Annotated in this window: 19 protein-coding genes; 11 read left to right on the plus strand and 8 right to left on the minus strand. The window is 61.9% G+C overall.

What is annotated here, in order from left to right:
* Window positions 1-119 precede the first annotated feature (119 nt).
* The gene (gene moaA, locus KW846_RS26750; protein ID WP_218486093.1) at window positions 120-1,118 is read left to right on the plus strand and encodes a GTP 3',8-cyclase MoaA; all 999 of its coding nucleotides are present in this window, start codon (window positions 120-122) and stop codon (window positions 1,116-1,118) included.
* 5 nt (window positions 1,119-1,123) lie between these two features.
* A complete protein-coding gene (locus KW846_RS26755; protein WP_015095535.1) occupies window positions 1,124-2,023 on the plus strand; it encodes a bestrophin family protein in 900 nt (299 codons plus the stop codon).
* Window positions 2,024-2,308: 285 nt separating this feature from the next.
* Here the strand turns inward: KW846_RS26755 and glp are convergent, their stop codons facing one another.
* Both glp and moaB read right to left on the minus strand, forming a co-directional pair.
* Window positions 2,309-3,514, minus strand: a complete 1,206-nt coding sequence (glp, locus tag KW846_RS26760) for a gephyrin-like molybdotransferase Glp (RefSeq protein WP_218486094.1) — start codon at window positions 3,512-3,514, stop codon at window positions 2,309-2,311.
* Window positions 3,511-4,050, minus strand: coding sequence for a molybdenum cofactor biosynthesis protein B (gene moaB / locus KW846_RS26765; RefSeq protein WP_218486095.1), 540 nt, complete (start codon window positions 4,048-4,050; stop codon window positions 3,511-3,513). Before moaB ends, glp begins: the two co-directional genes overlap by 4 nt.
* 301 nt (window positions 4,051-4,351) lie before the next feature.
* On the opposite strand from moaB, the gene KW846_RS26770 reads away from it, so the two are divergent.
* From KW846_RS26770 to KW846_RS26805, 8 genes are all read left to right on the plus strand, one after another.
* Complete coding sequence (locus KW846_RS26770; RefSeq protein ID WP_218486096.1) at window positions 4,352-5,242, plus strand: LysR family transcriptional regulator; 891 nt, start codon at window positions 4,352-4,354, stop codon at window positions 5,240-5,242.
* 146 nt (window positions 5,243-5,388) lie between these two features.
* Window positions 5,389-6,216: a formate dehydrogenase accessory sulfurtransferase FdhD gene (gene fdhD / locus KW846_RS26775; RefSeq protein WP_218486097.1), complete on the plus strand. Its 828-nt coding sequence runs from the start codon at window positions 5,389-5,391 to the stop codon at window positions 6,214-6,216.
* A 44-nt stretch (window positions 6,217-6,260) separates the two neighbouring features.
* A complete protein-coding gene (gene moaC / locus KW846_RS26780) occupies window positions 6,261-6,767 on the plus strand; it encodes a cyclic pyranopterin monophosphate synthase MoaC (RefSeq protein ID WP_218486098.1) in 507 nt (168 codons plus the stop codon).
* Entirely contained in the window at window positions 6,764-7,015 is a 252-nt protein-coding gene (gene moaD / locus KW846_RS26785; RefSeq protein WP_095967284.1) for a molybdopterin converting factor subunit 1, read from the plus strand. The genes moaC and moaD overlap by 4 nt, the downstream gene beginning before the upstream one ends.
* A 3-nt stretch (window positions 7,016-7,018) precedes the next feature.
* The gene (gene moaE / locus KW846_RS26790; protein WP_218486099.1) at window positions 7,019-7,507 is read left to right on the plus strand and encodes a molybdopterin synthase catalytic subunit MoaE; all 489 of its coding nucleotides are present in this window, start codon (window positions 7,019-7,021) and stop codon (window positions 7,505-7,507) included.
* Window positions 7,508-7,551: 44 nt separating this feature from the next.
* Window positions 7,552-8,910 carry a chromate efflux transporter gene (gene chrA, locus KW846_RS26795; RefSeq protein ID WP_218486100.1) on the plus strand — a complete coding sequence of 453 codons (1,359 nt, stop codon included), beginning with the start codon at window positions 7,552-7,554 and terminating at the stop codon, window positions 8,908-8,910.
* Window positions 8,911-8,966: 56 nt separating this feature from the next.
* The gene (locus KW846_RS26800; protein ID WP_218486101.1) at window positions 8,967-9,173 is read left to right on the plus strand and encodes a hypothetical protein; all 207 of its coding nucleotides are present in this window, start codon (window positions 8,967-8,969) and stop codon (window positions 9,171-9,173) included.
* A gap of 192 nt (window positions 9,174-9,365) precedes the next feature.
* The gene (locus tag KW846_RS26805; RefSeq protein WP_218486102.1) at window positions 9,366-10,661 is read left to right on the plus strand and encodes an FAD-binding oxidoreductase; all 1,296 of its coding nucleotides are present in this window, start codon (window positions 9,366-9,368) and stop codon (window positions 10,659-10,661) included.
* Between the two features lie 158 nt (window positions 10,662-10,819).
* Here KW846_RS26805 and KW846_RS26810 read toward each other — a convergent pair whose 3' ends face one another.
* Window positions 10,820-11,602 carry a DeoR/GlpR family DNA-binding transcription regulator gene (locus tag KW846_RS26810; protein WP_218486103.1) on the minus strand — a complete coding sequence of 261 codons (783 nt, stop codon included), beginning with the start codon at window positions 11,600-11,602 and terminating at the stop codon, window positions 10,820-10,822.
* 426 nt (window positions 11,603-12,028) lie between these two features.
* On the opposite strand from KW846_RS26810, the gene speF reads away from it, so the two are divergent.
* Window positions 12,029-14,212, plus strand: a complete 2,184-nt coding sequence (gene speF, locus KW846_RS26815) for an ornithine decarboxylase SpeF (RefSeq protein ID WP_218486104.1) — start codon at window positions 12,029-12,031, stop codon at window positions 14,210-14,212.
* A 60-nt stretch (window positions 14,213-14,272) separates the two neighbouring features.
* Here the strand turns inward: speF and KW846_RS26820 are convergent, their stop codons facing one another.
* From KW846_RS26820 to tssF, 5 genes are read right to left on the minus strand one after another with little or no spacing between them, the layout of a single operon-like run.
* The gene (locus KW846_RS26820) at window positions 14,273-15,418 is read right to left on the minus strand and encodes an OmpA family protein (protein ID WP_256356878.1); all 1,146 of its coding nucleotides are present in this window, start codon (window positions 15,416-15,418) and stop codon (window positions 14,273-14,275) included.
* 37 nt (window positions 15,419-15,455) lie between these two features.
* Window positions 15,456-15,896: a type VI secretion system baseplate subunit TssE gene (gene tssE / locus KW846_RS26825; RefSeq protein WP_150725442.1), complete on the minus strand. Its 441-nt coding sequence runs from the start codon at window positions 15,894-15,896 to the stop codon at window positions 15,456-15,458.
* Window positions 15,897-15,898: 2 nt separating this feature from the next.
* Window positions 15,899-16,435 carry a type VI secretion system lipoprotein TssJ gene (gene tssJ, locus KW846_RS26830; RefSeq protein ID WP_015095550.1) on the minus strand — a complete coding sequence of 179 codons (537 nt, stop codon included), beginning with the start codon at window positions 16,433-16,435 and terminating at the stop codon, window positions 15,899-15,901.
* Window positions 16,416-17,513: a type VI secretion system baseplate subunit TssG gene (gene tssG, locus KW846_RS26835; protein WP_218486105.1), complete on the minus strand. Its 1,098-nt coding sequence runs from the start codon at window positions 17,511-17,513 to the stop codon at window positions 16,416-16,418. The genes tssJ and tssG overlap by 20 nt, the downstream gene beginning before the upstream one ends.
* Window positions 17,477-19,240: a type VI secretion system baseplate subunit TssF gene (gene tssF / locus KW846_RS26840; RefSeq protein WP_218486106.1), complete on the minus strand. Its 1,764-nt coding sequence runs from the start codon at window positions 19,238-19,240 to the stop codon at window positions 17,477-17,479. Before tssF ends, tssG begins: the two co-directional genes overlap by 37 nt.
* Between the last annotated feature and the right edge of the window lie 16 nt (window positions 19,241-19,256).

Genomic DNA, 19,256 nt, shown 5'->3' on the forward strand with positions numbered 1-19,256 from the left:
GTTCAGCCAGTAAGCACGCGTAATCGTTAACGACCATCGCGAGCAAGCTCGCTCCTACAAAGGCAAAACCCGATTAACGGAATGTCCATTCAACGCATGCAGTACCAAGCGAGGGTGTCATGTCAGAACGAGTCTTGATCGATGGCTTCTCCCGGCGCGTGGACTATCTGCGCATGTCGGTCACCGACCGCTGCGATTTCCGTTGCGTGTATTGCATGGCCGAGGACATGCAGTTTCTGCCACGCCAACGGGTGCTGACCCTGGAAGAGATCTATCAAACGGCGCAAAGCTTCGTCGCGCTGGGCACCCGCAAGATCCGCATGACCGGGGGCGAGCCGCTGATTCGTCCGGGCGTGGTGCAACTGTGCGAAAAGATCGCCGCCCTGCCCGGTCTGCGTGAACTGTGCATGACCACCAACGGTTCGCAACTGGCCAGACTGGCCGGGCCGTTGTTCGAGGCCGGGGTCAAGCGCCTCAACATCAGCCTCGACTGCCTGGACCCGCAACGCTTTCGCGAACTGACCCGCACCGGTGACCTGGCGCAGGTCATCAAGGGCATCGACGCGGCCAACCAGGCCGGATTTCGCAACACCAAGCTCAACTGCGTGGTGATGAAGGGCCGCAACGACCATGAGATCAATGATCTGGTGAGCTTCGCCATCGACCGCAACCTCGACATCTCCTTCATCGAGGAAATGCCGTTGGGCACCATCGACGAGCACAGCCGCGCCGAATCGTTTTTCGCCAGCGCCCAGGTCCGCGAACGCATCGCCGAACGCTACACTTTGATTGATTCCGCCGAATCGACCCAGGGTCCGTCGCGCTACTGGCGCCTGGCCGAGGCGCCGCAGATTCGCCTGGGGTTCATCTCGCCCCACAGCCACAACTTCTGCGGCACCTGCAATCGGGTGCGGCTGACCGTGGAAGGACGCCTGCTGCTGTGCCTGGGCAATGAGCACTCGGTGGATCTCAAGGCTGTCTTGCGCAGCCACCCCGGACAGCCCGAGCGCCTGGAGCAAGCCATTATCGAGGCGATGAAACTCAAGCCTTATCGACACAACTTCGAAGTGAACGACGATGTCCAGGTCATTCGCTTCATGAACATGACGGGCGGCTGAACCCCATGATCGTGAGACCCAAACCCAACCTGATCGGCGTGCTGACGTCCCTCAAGGGTTCGATTGCCAAGCGCATTGCCTGGCGCAGCCTGATGGTGACATTGCTCGCCTCGGCCATCGTGCTCATCGAAACCTTGCACCCCAGCTATTTTTCCAAGGTCAGTGCAACGCCCTTCACGCTGCTGGGTTTGTCGTTGTCGATCTTCATGAGCTTTCGCAACAACGCCTGCTACGACCGCTGGTATGAAGCGCGCAAGGCGTGGGGCGATGTGATAGTCGAAGTCCGCTCGATGATTCGTGAAACCCTGGTGATCAAGGACACGGATGAGCGGCATACGATCCTCAGCAACCTGTGCGGCTTCGCCCATGCCCTCAACGCGCGGCTGCGCCAGGAAAACGAACTGGCCGCCAGTGGCGACTGGCTGCACCCGATGCCCAAGGGCAACACCACGGACATCAGCGGGCAGATCCTGATGCAGGTCGGTCAGCAGTGCTCGACACTCAACGAGTCCGGTGCGATCAACGACTGGCGCTACACGCTCATGGCCAACCACCTGGCCGGCCTGACCCACGCCCAGGCGGTCTGTGAGCGGATCAAGCACACCCCGCTGCCGTTTCCCTACACCCTGTTGCTGCACCGCACCATCTACCTGTTCTGCATCCTCCTGCCGTTTGCCATGGCCGAACCCCTGGGCTGGCTGACACCGATCTTCACCGCGATTGTCAGCTACACCTTTTTTGGCCTCGATGCGATTGCCGACGAACTGGAAGACCCCTTCGGCCGCGACGAAAACGACCTGCCCACCGACGCCATCGTGCGCAACATCGAGCGCGATGTGCTGGCGGCACTGGGCGTGACGGAGCTGCCGCCGCAGCTGGAACCGGTGGATTTTGTGTTGAACTGACACTCACTAAACACACAAAACCCTTAGGAGCTGCCGCAGGCTGCGATCTTTTGATCTTGAAAGACAACATCAAAAGATCGCAGCCTGCGGCAGCTCCTACAGGGATTGTGCCGTTTCAGAGCAATTCGCTGAACGGGCACCTGCAGCGTAGAGCCCTCAAGCACTTTGGTATTGGTGTCGGCTTCAATCATCTGTAGGAGCTGCCGAAGGCTGCGATCTTTTGATCTTGAAAGGCAAAATCAAAAGATCGCAGCCTTCGGCAGCTCCTACAGGGATTGTGCCGTTTCAGAACAGTTCGCTGAAGGGTATGAACCGGGCCGTGTCGCCCACTTCCAGTGTGCAGCCTTCCGGTACTTCCACCAGTCCATCGGCCCAGGATGCTCCCAACAAAACGCCTGAACTCTGGTTCGGATACAACACAGCCCGACCGCCCTCCAGCCTGGCCCGCAGGTACTCGCGACGGCTCCCGGGTTTGGGCCAGGCAAAGCCGACACTGACCGGGAAGCTCAACGGCTCGACCTGTTCCACGCCCTGAATCCGCAACAGATAAGCCCGCGCCAACAGGCCGAAAGTGACCAATGCCGATGTCGGATTACCCGGCAGGCCAATCACCGGCACGCGGCCGAAGTGGCCCACGGTCAATGGCTTGCCGGGTTTGATCGAGAGTTTCCACAGCAACGGCTTGCCGCACTCGCGCAGCACCTGGCCGAGGCAGTCGGCGTCACCGGCAGACACACCGCCCGTGCTGAGCATCAGGTCTGTCGTGTGTTGCAGCTGTTCGAGCTTGAGCCGCGTCTGGCGGGGCTCGTCGGGAAGAATGCCGGCATCGATGACCTCGCAACCCAATGCACTCAACCAATGGCTCAACAATGTCCGGTTGCTGTTGTAGATGCTGCCGGGCTTGAGGGGATTGCCCGGTTCGACCAGTTCATCGCCGGTGGACAGCAACGCCACCCGTGGTCGACGCACCACCTGCAGATGGGTGCAGCCCTGTGCCGCAGCGACCGCCAATTCGAACGGGCCGAGGCGCTTGCCGGCACGCAGCAGCACATCGCCGGCGCGGTTCTCCTGGCCTTGCGGGCGGATGTTGCTGCCGGCGCTCAGGGGCTGCTTGAAGCGGATACGTCCGTCATCCAGTACCTGCGTGTTCTCCTGCATCTCCACGCAGTCGGCACCCGGCGGAACCGGGGCGCCGGTGAAGATGCGCGCGCAGGTTCCCGATGCCAGGGCTTCGGGGGCCTGACCGGCAAACACCTGCTGCGACACGGCCAGCGGTTCCCCGTCCCAACCCTCCACATTCAAGGCATAGCCATCCATGGCGCTGTTCGGCCACGGCGGCAGATCCAGGGTTGCCAGCAGGTCATTGGCCAATACCCGTTGCCGCGCGGCACTGAGCGGCACGGCTTCGCTGCCTTCAATCCATTGCGCCTCGGCCATTGTCAGTAAACGGTCGATGGCGTCCTCAACCGGCATCAAGGGTGAAGCGCTCATCCGCGCGTCCCGCAGGCTTGCACAGGCTTGAGGTGCGGCACGAAATTGCACGGCCGGTGACGCGCGTCGAGTTGCTCGGCAAGGATGCCTTCCCAGGCGGTGCGGCAGGCGCCCGTGGAACCCGGCAGGCAGCAGACCAGCGTGCCATTGGCCAACCCGGCCAGCGCCCGGCTCTGCACAGTTGAGGTGCCGATATCGAGGATCGAAATCGCCCGGAACAGCTCACCGAAGCCATCGATCTGCTTATCCAGCAAACAGGCCACTGCCTCCGGCGTGCTGTCGCGGCCGGTGAACCCGGTGCCGCCCGTGATCAGCACCACCTGGATGCTGTCGTCGGCGATCCAGTTCGCCACCTGTGCGCGGATCTTGTACAGGTCATCCTTGAGCAGGTTGCGCTCGCTCAGGGTGTGGCCGGCTTCCAGCAAACGGCTGACGAGTAATTGGCCGGAAGTGTCATTGGCATATTCACGGGTATCGCTGACCGTCAGCACGGCAATATTCAAGGGTATAAACAAGGCATCCGGTTTGACGCTCATGGGGTTCTCCGGCAGGCATGAATTAGATAGTTAAGTTAGATGATTTCCGGAGACTAATTCTATAAATCAAGCCGTGTCTAATCACTCTAACCAACCAGACTATCGAGGCGCTCTATCAATATAAAAAGACCAGAAAAAAGCATCAGTGATAGAGCCCATCGATAACCCCGTAAACAACAGTGATTGGACGCACGCCAAAGACAGTGAGATCGTCCGCACCTCACGTTTTCCCCCTCGCCTTGTGTCTTGCACACCCGAGTCAATACTTAACCCTTCACTCCCCCCGCCAGCAGGTGCCGTCATGGACATCAAACAACTCAAGTTCCTGATCGCGCTGGAGCAGACCCGCCACTTCGGCCAGGCGGCCGCGCGCTGCCACATCACCCAACCAACCCTGTCGATGCGCCTGCGCAACCTGGAGGATGAACTGGACCTGGTGCTCGTCACCCGGGGCCAGCGTTTCGAGGGTTTTACCGAGGCCGGCGAGCGTGTACTGGCGTGGGCCAGGACCCTGCTGGCCGCCCACGACGGGCTGTTCGCCGAGGCCGCCGCGTGCCGGGGCCAGCTCGTGGGTAACCTGCGCCTGGGGCTGGTGCCGCTCAGCAGCTTCAACCCGGTCACCTACATCCAGGGCCTGTCCCGCAGCTTTCCCGAGCTCAAGTACAGCCTGTCGTCCCTGAGTTCCGACCAGATCATCGAGGGCCTGGGCAACAATCAACTGGACCTGGGCGTGTGCTACCTCGACCACGTCAACCCGAGCTATTTCGAGTATTTCGAGATCGGCGAGACCCGCGTCGGCCTGCTTTACGACACCCGCCACTTCCATTTCGACGGCACGCAAATGAGCTGGGAGGACGCCGCCGAACTGCCGCTGGGGATGCTCAGCAACGGCATGCACTACCGCAAATCCATCGACCTGAGCTTTCGCAGCCGCGGACTGGACCCGCAGCCGATCCTTGAAAGCGATTCGACCTACCAGTTGCTGCAGGCGATCCACGAAGGTTTCTGCTGCGCGATCATGCCGCTGGACAGTGGCCTGGAAGAGCCCATCGAACACCTGTCGTTCATCGAATTGCCCGATGCCAGCGTGCTCGCGCCCCTGGGCCTGGTGATGCGCAAGACCGAGCCACGTTCGGCGATTGCCGAGAAGTGTTTCGCCGAAGCACGAACCCTGTTCAGCCGGACCGACTGATCAAGTTTCGGTTTTATATAAAACCGCACCGGGTATGTTTGCCCGGTGTGATAGACATCACCAATCGGCGCATCGGAACAAGCGATTGGACGCTTTGAAAAGTTACCCGTAGCCTGAACTTAATTCAGCGCTTCGAGGTTCTTTTCATGTTGTGCAAAGTTGAACAAGCCGAATATCGAAGCGACACTAACGCCCCCGCCCCCAAACCCTTGAGTGTGAACTTTCGCGAATACGACAACGGCGCATCAGTCTGCCAGGCGGCGCTGGCCGCAGAGATCGCATTGGCAATCACCTACAACGGTTTGAGCCAGGCCGTGATGATGGTGTCGCCGGGCAACCTCGAAGATTTCATCCGCGGTTTCAGTGTCAGCAACGACATCGTTGCGCACCAGAGTGAAATCTACGACCTGCGCCTGACCCACTTCGACCAGTCCGTTCAAGCCGAGGTGCAGATCTCCAGCCGCGCATTCTGGGCGCTGAAGAACCATCGTCGGCAAATGGCGGGTACCAGTGGCTGCGGACTGTGCGGCGTGGAAGCGCTGGAGCAGGCCCTGCCGAAGCTGGAGATTCTCGAGCCGGTTGCCCTGCCGCCCGCCGAGCACTTCATCGACATCCGCCAGCGCATCGAACAGGCCCAGCAAATGGCCCGCAGCAGCGGCGCGCTGCACGCGGCACTGTACTTCGACAGCGCAGGCAACGCGCTGATCTGCCGCGAAGACATTGGCCGCCACAACGCGCTGGACAAGTTGATCGGCGCCCTGCAACACGCCGGCATCGACAGCCGCAGCGGCTTCACCGTGGTCACCAGCCGCTGCAGCCTGGAGCTGATCCACAAGGCCGTCAGGGCCCGGCTCGGCACGCTGGTCAGCCTGTCGGCGCCCACCGCCCTGACCGTGCAATGGGCGATCAGGCATCGCCTCAACCTGATTCACGTCCCCCACCGCAACGCGCCACGCATTTACAGCCCGGCATGATTGCCTTCACCTGACCACCGCGCCGGCCCGCGCAGGAACCTCCCATGACAGACATTTCAAATGCATCGCCCAACGGCCTGACCCACCTCGACAACCAGGGTCGCGCCAACATGGTCGATGTCAGCGAAAAACCCCCGACGCAGCGTGAAGCCCAGGCCCAGGCCTGGGTGCGGATGCGCCCGGAAACCCTGAAGCTGATTCAAAGCGACGGCCACCCCAAAGGCGATGTATTTGCCGTGGCGCGGATCGCCGGAATCATGGCGGCGAAAAAGACCCATGAGCTGATCCCGCTGTGCCACACCCTGCTGCTCAGTTCGATCCATGTCGAACTCAAGGCCTGCACACCGGACAGCGTGAAAATCCTCGGCACCTGCCGCGTCGAGGGCCAGACCGGGGTCGAGCTCGAAGCCCTGACCGCCGTCGGTGTGGCGGCCCTGACCCTCTACGACATGTGCAAGGCCGTGGACCGGGGCATGGTCATCGACGACATCCGCCTGCTCAGTAAACAGGGTGGCCGCTCAGGTCATTTCAAGTTCGAGGACGCACAATGATCCTGATCAATTACTTCGCCCGTTACCGCGAACAGCTCAACCTGGGCGGTGAAAAACTGCCCCTGACCGACAGCCTCAGGACCATCGAAGACGTGCGCCGCTTGCTGATGGCTCGCGGCGAGCTGTGGCGCCAGGTGCTCGGTGAAAACAACCTGATGTGTGCGCTGAACCAGGAGCTGTGCCATCCGGACCGGGTGATCGAGGACTTCGACGAGATCGCCTTCTTTCCACCGGTCACCGGGGGCTGAGACATGACGGTTCGGGTCCAGCGTGAAGTGTTCGACGTCGGCCGGCTGATCGCCAGCCTGCAGGCGAACGATCCGGGCGTGGGGGCCGTGGTCAACTTCGTCGGCTACGTGCGCGACATCAATCAGGGTGAGGCGGTCGCCGGGTTGTTTCTGGAACACTACCCGGGCATGACCGAACGCTCGCTGCAGAAGATCATCGACAACGCCCGGGCCCGATGGCCACTGCGGGCCGTGGAGATCGTGCATCGGATCGGCCCGTTGTCGATCAGCGAGCCGATCGTGTTTGTCGGCGTCAGCAGCCCGCATCGCCAGGCCGCTTTCGAGGCTTGTGCGTTCATCATGGACTACCTGAAAACCGACGCGCCGTTCTGGAAGCGCGAAGACGTGGCGGGCGGCGCACGCTGGGTCGATGCCCGGGACAGCGACCGATCCGCTGTCGAGCGCTGGGCAGATACGCCACAAGTGGCGGCTATGCAACGCGTTCCGGCATAGCTACAGTCACGGGCTCAACGTTTCCCTGCACAAGGAACCCGCGCTTGAGCCCCTCGCCCTCTCCGATCACGCAACAGGCTGTGCCCCAGCCCCGGACCATCAGCTTGCGCGAAGCCTTCCTGTTCTGGCTCAAGCTTGGTTTCATCAGTTTCGGCGGGCCGGCCGGGCAAATTTCGATCATGCACCAGGAACTGGTCGAACGCCGGCGCTGGATCTCCGAGCGACGCTTTCTGCACGCCCTCAACTACTGCATGTTGCTGCCCGGGCCCGAGGCTCAGCAGTTGGCGACCTACATCGGCTGGCTGATGCACCGGACCTGGGGCGGCGTGATCGCTGGTGTGCTGTTTGTGCTGCCGTCGTTGTTCGTCCTGATTGCCCTGTCCTGGGTGTACATCGCCTTTGGCGAGGTGCCCGTGGTCGCCGGACTGTTTTACGGGATCAAGCCGGCGGTCACGGCCATCGTGGTGCAGGCGGCTCACCGGATCGGCTCGCGGGCGCTGAAGAATGGCTGGTTATGGGGCATCGCCGCCGCGTCCTTCGTGGCCATCTTCGTGATCAACCTGCCGTTTCCGTTGATCGTGCTCGGCGCAGCGATCATCGGTTACTTCGGCGGACGACTGGCACCGGAAAAATTCAGGACCGGAGGCCATGGCGCAACGAAAAAATCCTACGGCCCGGCGGTGATCGACGACGACACTCCGTCCCCTGAACACGCCCGGTTCAACGGTTTGAAACTGGCGTACCTGGCGGTGATCGGTGCGATCTTGTGGACGCTGCCCATGGCCACGCTCACCGCCCTGTTCGGCTGGGAAGGCACGCTGACCCAGATGGCCTGGTTCTTCACCAAGGCGGCGCTGCTGACCTTTGGCGGTGCCTATGCGGTGCTGCCGTATGTGTACCAGGGCGCGGTCGGTCACTACGGATGGCTGACGCCGACGCAGATGATCGACGGCCTGGCGCTCGGTGAAACCACCCCAGGTCCGTTGATCATGGTCGTCGCCTTCGTCGGCTTCATCGGCGCCTATGTGCATCAGGTCTTCGGCCCGGATCAAGCCTTTGTCGCCGGTGCCGTGGCGGCCACGCTGGTGACCTGGTTCACCTTCCTGCCTTCGTTCCTGTTCATCCTCGCCGGTGGACCTTTGGTGGAATCGACCCACAACGAACTCACCTTCACCGCGCCGCTGACGGCCATTACGGCCGCCGTGGTGGGCGTGATTCTCAATCTGGCGTGCTTCTTTGCCTATCACGTGCTGTGGCCCAAAGGCTTCGAAGGACGACTGGACTGGCCTTCGCTGCTGATCGCCATCGTGGCGGGCATTGCCTTGCTGCGGTTCAAGCGCGGAGTGATCGAGGTGCTGATCGGCTGCGGGTTGATCGGGCTGGTGGTGCACCTGATGTTCTGAATCAAACATTTACACGCGCCCCAATCCTCCCTAGTATCCAGCCATCCCCGGATGGCTTGTACTACTCGCCACCGACGATTTCCGCCGCCGGAAACCTGCGCCATGCGTACTTTGCCGTCACTGCTGAACATTTCGATCCAGGCCACCTCGCTGCTGGCCGCGGACGGCATTGCATGAAGCGCATCGTCAACCTGCCCATGGCCCTGCGCCGTTCCAAGTTGCGTCACTCCGCACGTCCGCCGGATAGCGCCCTGCTCGCCTGATCGGCGAGCGCCCTCCTTTCACCCTGCTCAGCCATACACAGAACCTGTGGGAGCGGGCTTGCTCGCGAAGGCGGTGTGTCAGTCACCACATGTGTTGGATGTGCGGGCCTCTTCGCGAGCAAGCCCGCTCCCACAATGACTGCGCTCGCCTGACCGGCATTGAGTTTCTTTCAATTTCGCGTGGACACCGACATGACTCAACGTTGCAATTCCTACTACACCGCCACCCTCAACCAGGACACCGATTACCCGACGCTGCAAGGCCGGCACAAGGTTGACGTGGTGATCATCGGCGGCGGTTTCACCGGCGTGGCCACCGCCGTCGAGCTGGCGGAAAAAGGCCTGAAGGTCGCGATCGTCGAAAGCCACAAGATCGGCTGGGGCGCCACCGGGCGCAACGGCGGCCAGGTCACCGGCAGCCTGTCGGGCGACGAAGCCATGCGCAAACAGATGCGCCGCTCCATCGGCGATGAAGTCGACGACTTCATCTGGAACCTGCGCTGGCGCGGGCACCAGATCATCAAGCAGCGCGTGGAAAAATACAGCATCGCCTGCGACCTCAAGCACGGCCACCTGCACGCCGCGTACAAACCCGCGCACATGGACGGCTTGCGCAAGGATTACGACGAGGCGGTGCGCCGTGGCATGGGTGATGAAGTCAGCTTGCTCGACCGCAGCCAGGTGCGCGACCTGCTGCAAAGCGACCTCTACCACGGCGCGATCAAGAACACCCGCAACATGCACCTGCATCCGCTCAACCTGTGCATCGGCGAAGCCCGCGCTGCCGAAAGCCTCGGTGCGTTGATCTTCGAGAACAGCGAAGTGCTGGAGATCATCCACGGCGATGGCCTTCACAAGAGCCCTGGCGTACGCACCGCCCACGGGCACATCGACGCCAATCAGGTGCTGCTGGCCGGCGACGTCTACCACAAACTGGAACCGGGCAAGCTCAAGGGCAAGATTTTCCCGGCCATGGGCGGCATCGTCACCACCGCGCCGCTGGGCGATCTGGCCAGGCAGATCAACCCCGAAGACCTGGCGGTCTACGACTGCCGCTTCGTGCTCGATTACTACCGCCTCACCGCTGACGGTCGCCTGTTGTTCGGTGGTGGCGCCAACTACAGCGGCAAGGATTCACGGGACATCGCCGCCGAGCTGCGCCCGTGCATCGAGCAGACCTTCCCGGCGCTCAAAGGCGTGGCCATCGATTACCAGTGGAGCTGCGCGATGGGCATCGTGATCAACCGCATCCCGCAACTGGGCAAGCTGTCGGACAACGTCTGGTATTGCCAGGGCTACTCCGGCCACGGCATCGCCACCACCCACATCATGGGTGAAATCATGGGCCGTGCGATCACAGGCCAAATGGAGCAGTTCGACACCTTCGCCGCCTGCCAGCACATCCGCGTGCCCATGGGCGACCTGCTGGGCAACCCGATGCTGGCTGCCGGGATGTGGTACTACCAGATGCTTGAGCGATTGCGCTGAGGTTATTGGCCAGAACATGCTGGCCTCTTCGCGAGCAAGCCCGCTCCCACAGGGATTTATGTCGACCACAAATTTTGAGGCTGACAAATAACCCTTGTGGGAGCGGGCTTGCCCGCGAAGAGGCCGGAACATTCAACACACCTGCCAGCAAAAAAAGCTCAAGCCTGCACCACCTCAACCCCCAACACCCGATAGTCCTCGACATTGCCAGACGCTACATGCCGTTCGGTGACCAGCGTGTGCACACGGTTGCAAGGCGCGACGACAAAGGGCTCCACCGCGCCCAACTTATCGGCGGTGGTAACGGCAATCACATGGGACGCACAATCGAGCATCGCCTGCTTCACCGGCACTTCATCAAAGTGCAGTGAACTCAAGCCCACCTGCGGGTGAATCGCGCAGACCCCGGTAAACAGCAGATCGGCCTTGATGCCCGCCAGCAGCCGCAGGGTTTCGTGGCCGCTGGCCGACATCGTCGCCGGGTTGAGCTGGCCGCCGGCCAGGATCACCTTGATGCCTTTGTATTCGGACAGGGTAATGGCCGTCATCGGCGACGCGGTGATCGCGGTGATGGCGATGTCCGTCGGCAGCGAACGCGCGATCTGCAAGGTGGTGGTGCCCGAATCGAACACCACGATCTGACCGTCCTGCACCCGTTGCGCAGCCAGTTGCGCCAGATGGGTTTTCACCTCATCGGTTTCGCTGATCCGGGTGAAATAGTCCTTGCCGGTGTCTTTGGGCCGCGGCAACGCCCCGCCGTGCACCCGCTGCACCAGGCCGGCGCTGGCCAGTTCCGCCAGATCGCGGCGGATGGTGTCTTCGGACACCGCGAAATGCTGGCTCAATTCCGAAGCCATGACCTTGCCGTCACGCTCGAGGATCAACAGGATTTTTTGCCGGCGCACCGACGGCATTTCGGCAGCTGAATGGTTGTCTTGCATGTTTTTGCCCGTTTATGCGTGTAACTGCGTGTTGCACGAGAGTATCCGCAACCCCCGGTAAAAACAACGAACCATCCCGATATCATTTTTTTCGATCTTTCAAATCATTACAGCGAATTTTTTATTTTCCCGTGAGTTGTTCAAGATGGCGCCGTCACTCATGTCCTGGATGGAAACCTCATGAATATCAATTTTGCCTTTGCGTGCATGATCGTGGTCTCGTTCACCATTGCGCTGGTACACGCCTGACCGACAGCTCGGGAGGCGTCAAGATGTGCAAGGTCGCGATAAAAGGCTGACAGATCAGGAATATGCTCTATAACCAGTGGTGACACGATTTCCGATGATGGGGAACTGGAAGGCTCCCTCGGAAGTTGATCTCTTGAACAGTTGCGGACAAATGAGTGCCCGCCTGGAGACGCCACGATGAAACCCCTGAAAATAGCCGCCAGCGATGGCGCCGCCGCAAGCTTCAAGAACGCTCGGGAAGTGGTAGCGCTCAGCCAGACCGATTTCACCAACGTCGCCGTGGCGGTGGTGTCTGTGAATGACGTCATGGCCGGCGCCCTGGGTGCCATTCAGCGCACCGGTTTCGACATTCCGATTTTCCTGGTGGCCTCGCCGGATTCAGCCAACCGTCCCCGGGAAGTCTATAAGCACCTGACGGACGTGCTGCTGCAGGTGAACGGCATTTTCGATCTCACTCGCGCCAACGCCGAGTACCATGGCAACCAACTGGAAACAGCGGCCCGAGCCTATGAAGACAGCCTGCTGCCGCCCTTCTTCGACTCACTGAAGAAGTACACCGAGGCCGCCAACGCGACCTTCGCCTGCCCTGGTCACCAGGGCGGCCAGTTCTTTCGCAAACACCCGGCCGGCCGGCAGTTTTTCGACTTCTTCGGCGAGACGCTGTTTCGCGCCGACATGTGCAACGCCGACGTCAAGCTCGGCGACCTGCTGATCCACGAAGGCCCGGCGCTGCTGGCGCAGAAACATGCTGCGCAAGTGTTCAATGCCGACAAGACCTACTTCGTGCTCAACGGCACCTCGGCCTCGAACAAGGTGGTGACCAACGCCCTGCTGACCCCGGGCGACCTGGTGCTGTTCGACCGCAACAACCACAAGTCCAACCACCAGGGCGCGCTGCTGCAGGCCGGGGCTACGCCGGTGTATCTGGAAACCGCGCGCAATCCCTACGGTTTTATCGGCGGCATCGACGCCCACTGTTTCGACGAAGACTACCTGCGCGAACTGATTGCCGAAGTCGCCCCGGACAAGGCCCAACTGCCACGGCCATTCCGCCTGGCGATCATCCAGTTGGGCACCTATGACGGCACCGTGTACAACGCCCGGCAAGTGGTCGACCGCATCGGCAAGCTGTGTGACTACATCCTGTTCGACTCGGCGTGGGTCGGCTACGAGCAGTTCATCCCGATGATGAAAGACTGCTCGCCGCTGTTGCTCGACCTTGACGAAAACGACCCGGGCATCTTCGTCACCCAATCGGTGCACAAACAGCAGGCCGGTTTTTCCCAGGCCTCCCAGGTGCATAAGAAAGACCGGCACATCAAGGGCCAGGCCCGCTATTGCAACCACCACCGGCTCAACAACGCCTTCATGGCCCAGGCCTCCACCAGCCCCTTCTACCCGCTGTTCGCCTCGCTGGATGTCAACGCACGCATCCACTCCGGCCGCAGCGGCCTGCGCCTGTGGGAAGACTGCGTGAAGTTCGGCATCGAAGCGCGCAAGCTGATTCTCGAAGCCTGCACTATGGTCCGCCCGTTCGTGCCGGACACCATCGAAGGGCGCGCCTGGGAAGACTACCCAACCGAAGACATCGCCAACGACATCCGCTTCTTCGAGTTCCATCCCAAGGACCGCTGGCACGCCTTCGGTGGCTACGCCGAGAAACAGTACTTCATCGACCCGTGCAAATTGCTGTTCACCACGCCGGGCATCGACCCGGTGGACGGCAGCTACACCGACTTCGGCATTCACGCCGGCATCCTCGCCAACTTCCTGCGCGAGAACGGCATCGTCCCTGAAAAATGCGACCTCAACTCGATCCTGTTCCTGCTCACCCCCGCCGAAGACTGGGCGAAGATGACCCACCTGGCCGCCCAGATCGCCCGCTTCGAACGCTTCATCAGCGACGACGCGCCGATGAGCCGGGTGCTGCCGGCCATCTACGCGCAGCATCAGGAGCGCTATCGCAACTACACCATTCGCCAACTCTGCCAGGAAATGCACGACCTGTACCGCCACCACAACGTGCAGCAACTGCAGAAGGACATGTTCCGCAAGGAACACTTCCCGAAAAAGGCCATGAACCCGCAGCAAGCGCAAATCGAGTACATCCGCGGCAACGTCGAACTGGTGGCGCTGGCCGATGCCGACGGGCGTATCGCCGCTGAAGGTGCGCTGCCCTATCCTCCGGGCGTGCTTTGCGTGGTGCCGGGTGAAATCTGGGGCGGCGCGGTGCTGAAATACTTCCTGGCGCTGGAGGAAGGCATCAACCGCTTGCCCGGCTTCACACCGGAGTTGCAAGGGGTGTACCTGAAGCAGGAAGGCGGTCGTACCCGGGCGTATGGGTATGTGATCAAGGCTTGATCCCCGGGCAGGCGCTGTTGCAGACCCGGGTCTGCGCCAGCGCCTGATTGTGCATTCACCTCAGGCTTGTACAGGACGCTCCCCCGGCGTTTCCTGGCCACAGGCGCCCGCCTGGGGCAGCAGGCTGATTTCGACGCGTCGGTTGGCCGCGCGCCCGGACTCGCTGTCATTGCTGGTGACCGGCTGGCTGGCGGCAAAGCCCTGGACCGCAAAGCAACTGTCGGGGATGTCGCCCATGCGTTGCATCCAGTCCCGTACGGCAGAGGCACGCGCGTGGGAGAGCAGGAGATTGTCCTGCGGGTTTCCACGGCCATCGGTATGTCCGCCAATGACGATCAGCCAACCGGGCTGGGCCTTGATGTCGACCAGGGCGCCGATCAGGATCTTGGTCGAGCCCGGCTTGAGCTCGGCGCTCCCGGCGTCGAACAGCGACAGACTGTCCAGGCGCACAGGCGCGACAATAGTCGGTGGCGGCTGCAGTAGATGCGCCAGGCGTTGCTCGGCGACGCCGGTCGAGCCCAGCCACCAGGCTCCGCTGACCAGGCCCGTCACAACGGCTGCAGCGCAAAGCCACCGGGCCAGGGGACGCTTCGCCGGCGGCATTTCAGGCATGGGCAAGGGGTTGGGCGGCAATATCACCACGGGCATCATCACAGCCGGCGCCGGCTCCCTTGCAGGCGGCGATAGCGTGCCGACCACAACGTTGCTGCGCTGCATGCGCCGGATCAAGCTCTCGATCTGCTGGCGCAAGGCGTGCAGGGCCACCACCGGCGCTTGTGCCTGCAGCTCCAGGCGCTGCTGCAAACGCGCCAGCCCGCTGTCCAGTTGAAGCAATTCGGGGAAGTGTTGTGTTCCCGGTGCCAGATTGCGCAACAACGCCTGCCACTGCACGCACAGCCAGACGAGGATATCCAGGCGCACCGACGCCATGGGTGGCCAACAGGCCGCCCACTGGCCGCACAGGGTTTCGATCAGCGTCACCCCCTGGGTCATGCCTTCCACGCCATGCCGCTGGCTGCGCGCCAGGGCAAACGCGGCGGCCGTCTGCAGGTCTGCGCCGTTGTGTTCGAACAGTGCCAGGCAACACTGCTCCACTCTCGCCCAATCTACATCGGGACAGGCCGGATGACTCAACTTCGCCAGCTCTTCGCGCAGCGCAATAAACTCGCCGTAACCGCGCGGATCACCGCCCAGTCGAATACGCATTTCAAATAGCACCGTCAGCCTCCGTTGCTTTATAAGTTCAGGATTTCGACAGCCATTGCTGTCGTTTCAGATGGCGCACCAGGACTTTGCCCTCCGCTGCCAGTGTGGTACCGAAGGTCACCTGCCGGCCGCTTTTGAGCAGCACGTCGAGGCTGTAGTCCAGATGGCCTGGCAAAGCTTGCTCGAGCAACTCGATGTGCACGGTCGCCAGACGCGGTTCGTACTTGCTCAGGGTGTCCTGCATGGCCCTCATCAACACGTGCGCCGAGCCCGGCAGGCCCTGGAGGATCTGGCCCATGTCGGGAAGGCCGTAATCGGGCAGGTGCGCGAGTGTTCCGGCCCGGCTGTTGAGGATGCGTTGCAGGTTGTCCAGTACCGACAGCGTGTGCTGGTCCTCTTCATTGACTTGATACAGGTCCAGGTCACCGTCGAAGTTCTGCAGCAGTGTTTCGTAAAGCGATGGATTGAGGTCAGGCATGGTCAGTCCCGGGCCAATGCGCGCAGGGTCAATTGGTTGTCCCCCAGCTCGATGACCCGTGCCCGGTCCGGGTCGAGATCGTCGCGGTTCAAGGTCAGGCGCCAGGTATTCATCTGCACATCGGGGTTACGAAACAGCGCGACCACCGTGACGAAACGCGCGTCCTTGTCCAGCGGCACATCCAGTTTCGCGCCCTCGCCAGGCTTGATCACCAGCGCCCGAGTATCGAGCAAATTGCCGGCCAGCGCCTGCTCGTCGCCACCGAGCAGGCTGTCGTAGGAAGCCCTCTGCAGTGCCTTGCTGTCGCTCAGTTGATAGACCCGCACCAGCGTCGGGACCGACATCGCATTCATGTCCGCAACATCAGTGTTGATGGCCGTGCGGGCACTGAAATCCAGGCGCAAGTCTTTCACCTGTTTGTAGAAAATCGAGCGGGTGGCAGATGCCGTGCCTTCCGAGACAGTCTGAGTGACACCACAGCCGGCGAGCACTACCGCCAGCGTGGTCAGGATCAATGAATTACCAACGGTACGCGACATGCTGTGCTTCCCTGTTCCGAGTGTTTTTCGACAGGCCCTGGTAGCGGCCCAGATTGATGGTGATGGTGTCGTGTTCCGCGCCCTGCCAGGTGTCACTGCCCGACCCCAACATGCCGGTCATGCCCAGGCGGATCGGCGCCCGCCCCAGCACCGGTTGCGGCAAGCTGCGCACCGGCAGCGACAACTGCAGCCTGGCGGTGCAGCGCCAGCCCAGGTAGACCCGCAGCAACACCAGCAGATCGTTATACAACTGGCCGTCGGGCAACCAGCCCCGTGCTTCATCCCGGTCCCTGGTGAACAGCGCCAAGTGCAGCTGGCTGTTGGCGTCGAATCCGTTGCTCCCCAGCGGCGTGCCCTGGGACAGGCTGACCGGACGACTCGCGGACAGACTCGCCGGATGGGCCAGGGGGATTCTCTGCGGCCAGTGCGGCGTGATCCTGGCCCGGGTCTCTGGAGCCAACAGCGACACCAGAGCGCTGATGCCCTCGGCGTTGCGGGTGGGCATGCGCATCACACTAAGCAGCGCGAGAAACCGCGAAACCGGCGTGGCAATGCGCTTGGCCGTGCCGGGAATGCCAAGACCGACCAGACCCAGCAGACACTGCGACGTCGCATCGCTGCCGCCGGCTTCGAAGGTGGCCGGGTACGAATACTTGCGCCAGATCCGATAGAACTGGGTGAAGATCCGGTGGTTGAAAATATCCAGAAACGCCTCAAGCGCCTCATGCCCGTCGCGGCGCTGGGCAATGTCGTCGACAAAAGCCGTCGGCAATGGCGAATCCACACCGTACAAGCCCAACAGCCGCGTACGCACCGTCGCCGGACGCAGCGGCTGCCGGTCATCGATCTCGATGCACTTCAGCTCACCGGCGGGAAAGCCCATGCCGGGGTCCGGGCGAAACCGTACCGGGTCGTCTGCCGGATGGCTGGTGCTGCCCAGCGGCGGATGGCCTGGCAGGGCTTGCTCCAGCAGCTGGCAGAACCGATACAGACAGGCCTCGGCCACCCGCCCCTCCAGCACCTCGAGCAATCCGCAGGCTTTCAGCCGGGAATACGCTGACTGTGGTTCTCGTTCCATCGCAGGCACTTTCCAGTAGGTTGAAGGATCAGCGTGAGCTGGTTGAACAGGTGAATGTCAGCGTACAGCGCGAAGAAGCGATGGAGCATTTCGCCGAACAGGCTGATGTCGCCCTCGCCGCAAAAACCATGGGCGTCGAGGGTCACTTCGATGTCCACGCCGCGCAGCAGAAAGCCCTTTTCGAACCGCTGCACCAGGTGGTGCCTGACTTCGACGATGGCCGCCAGGCGACGGCGGTTCAGTTCGCTGCCGGTCCAGTCGTACAGCGCCAGGGTGCCGCGCAGCACTTCGGCGTTATCGAGCATCGGCAGGAAGTTGGAGCCCAGGTGGCTGAGTACGCGCCAGTGGAAACGATCGCGGTTCGGCGGATAACACGGCAAGGTCGGGGCGCTCAGATTGCGCACGCGCAAGCCGCTCACGGCGGTGTTGACCAGCCCATCAAGCAGGGTGCTTTGCAGCGCCTTGCGTGGCAGCAGGCCGTGGGTCCCGGTCAGTTGCAGGGAAAGGCTCTGGTTGCCCTGCAAGCGATCCTGATCGAAGCCGTCGCCCCCGAGAATCAGCCAGGTATCGTGCAGGCCAATGGCGCCTCGCTTGAGGCGGGTATGGAAGTAACGCTCGGGCGCCTCGTCGCGCAACATTCCGCCCTTGTGACGAAAACTGCTGAACGGCACATAGTCCAGACGCTCGGTGTTCTTCGATGCGGTGACCCGGTCCACCGAGTAAATTTCCGTGTGACCGTCCTGCAGGCGCATGGGACGCAACAGGTAGTCGGTTTGCAATGGATCCAGCGGCATCGGATCGGCCTCCAGGGTGAACAGATTGATCACCGGTACCGCATGCAGGCGAAGGTGTTCGGCGCTCAGGTTGAATGCCTGCGGCCATGACTCGCGCAGGACCACCTCCAGTTCGAACCAGGGCATATCCGCAGTGATGTTCACCTGCTCCAAGCCATGGAGGGTGACGAACATGAACTTCTCGCGGAAGGTGAAATACTCCAGCAGCAACTGATACCCACTGAACGCGCTGTCGCCCTTTGGCCACAAACGATCCTCGTCGGCAAAGCCCTTGGGCGCGAAATGACCTGCCAGTGCAACTCGTTGCGACTCACCCGGCAGGCGCACATACAACGCCTGGGCATGCAGGGTCAGGGCCTGATGCAGCGCGCTGGCCAGGGGGGCATCGGCGTTCAGGTACATCGGCACGCGGCTGAGGTCGATCTGGCTCCAGTCGATCGCCGTTGCGCAGGCAAACCGCAGGCGCAGCAGCGAGCGGCCGTCGGGCTCATGGGCCAGGCGCAAGGATTGCAATTCGATGGGTTGCAGCCGCAGGTCCTGGGTGGTGGTGTAACGGCATACGGTTCGCTGCGGCCCGATGGGTTGCGAGAGCACCTCCTGCCCGGCGGCGATCAGCTCGCTGCGCCTGAGCTGTGCCAGTTCCACCTGGAACTCGACGATCGACAGCGAGGGAATGGTGCGCAGGTAATGGGGCCACAACAGGCTGACCAGGCCTTCAGTCAACTCCGGCAAGTCGTCGTCGAGCTTTTCGCGCAGGCGCCCCATCAAGAAAGCGAAGCCCTCGAACAGACGCTCAACATAAGGATCGCGGGCGCCGGGTTTGTCCAGGTTCAACTGCGCCGCGCGGTCGGGAAACGCTTGCGCAAACTCCTGCCCGGCTTCGCGCAGGTAGCGCATCTCGGCGTCGTAATAACGCAGTGTCAGATTGTCCATGCTGTAAATAATCCTG

This window comes from Pseudomonas sp. PDM32 (assembly GCF_019219225.1).
Taxonomy (GTDB): Bacteria; Pseudomonadota; Gammaproteobacteria; order Pseudomonadales; family Pseudomonadaceae; genus Aquipseudomonas; species Aquipseudomonas laurylsulfatiphila.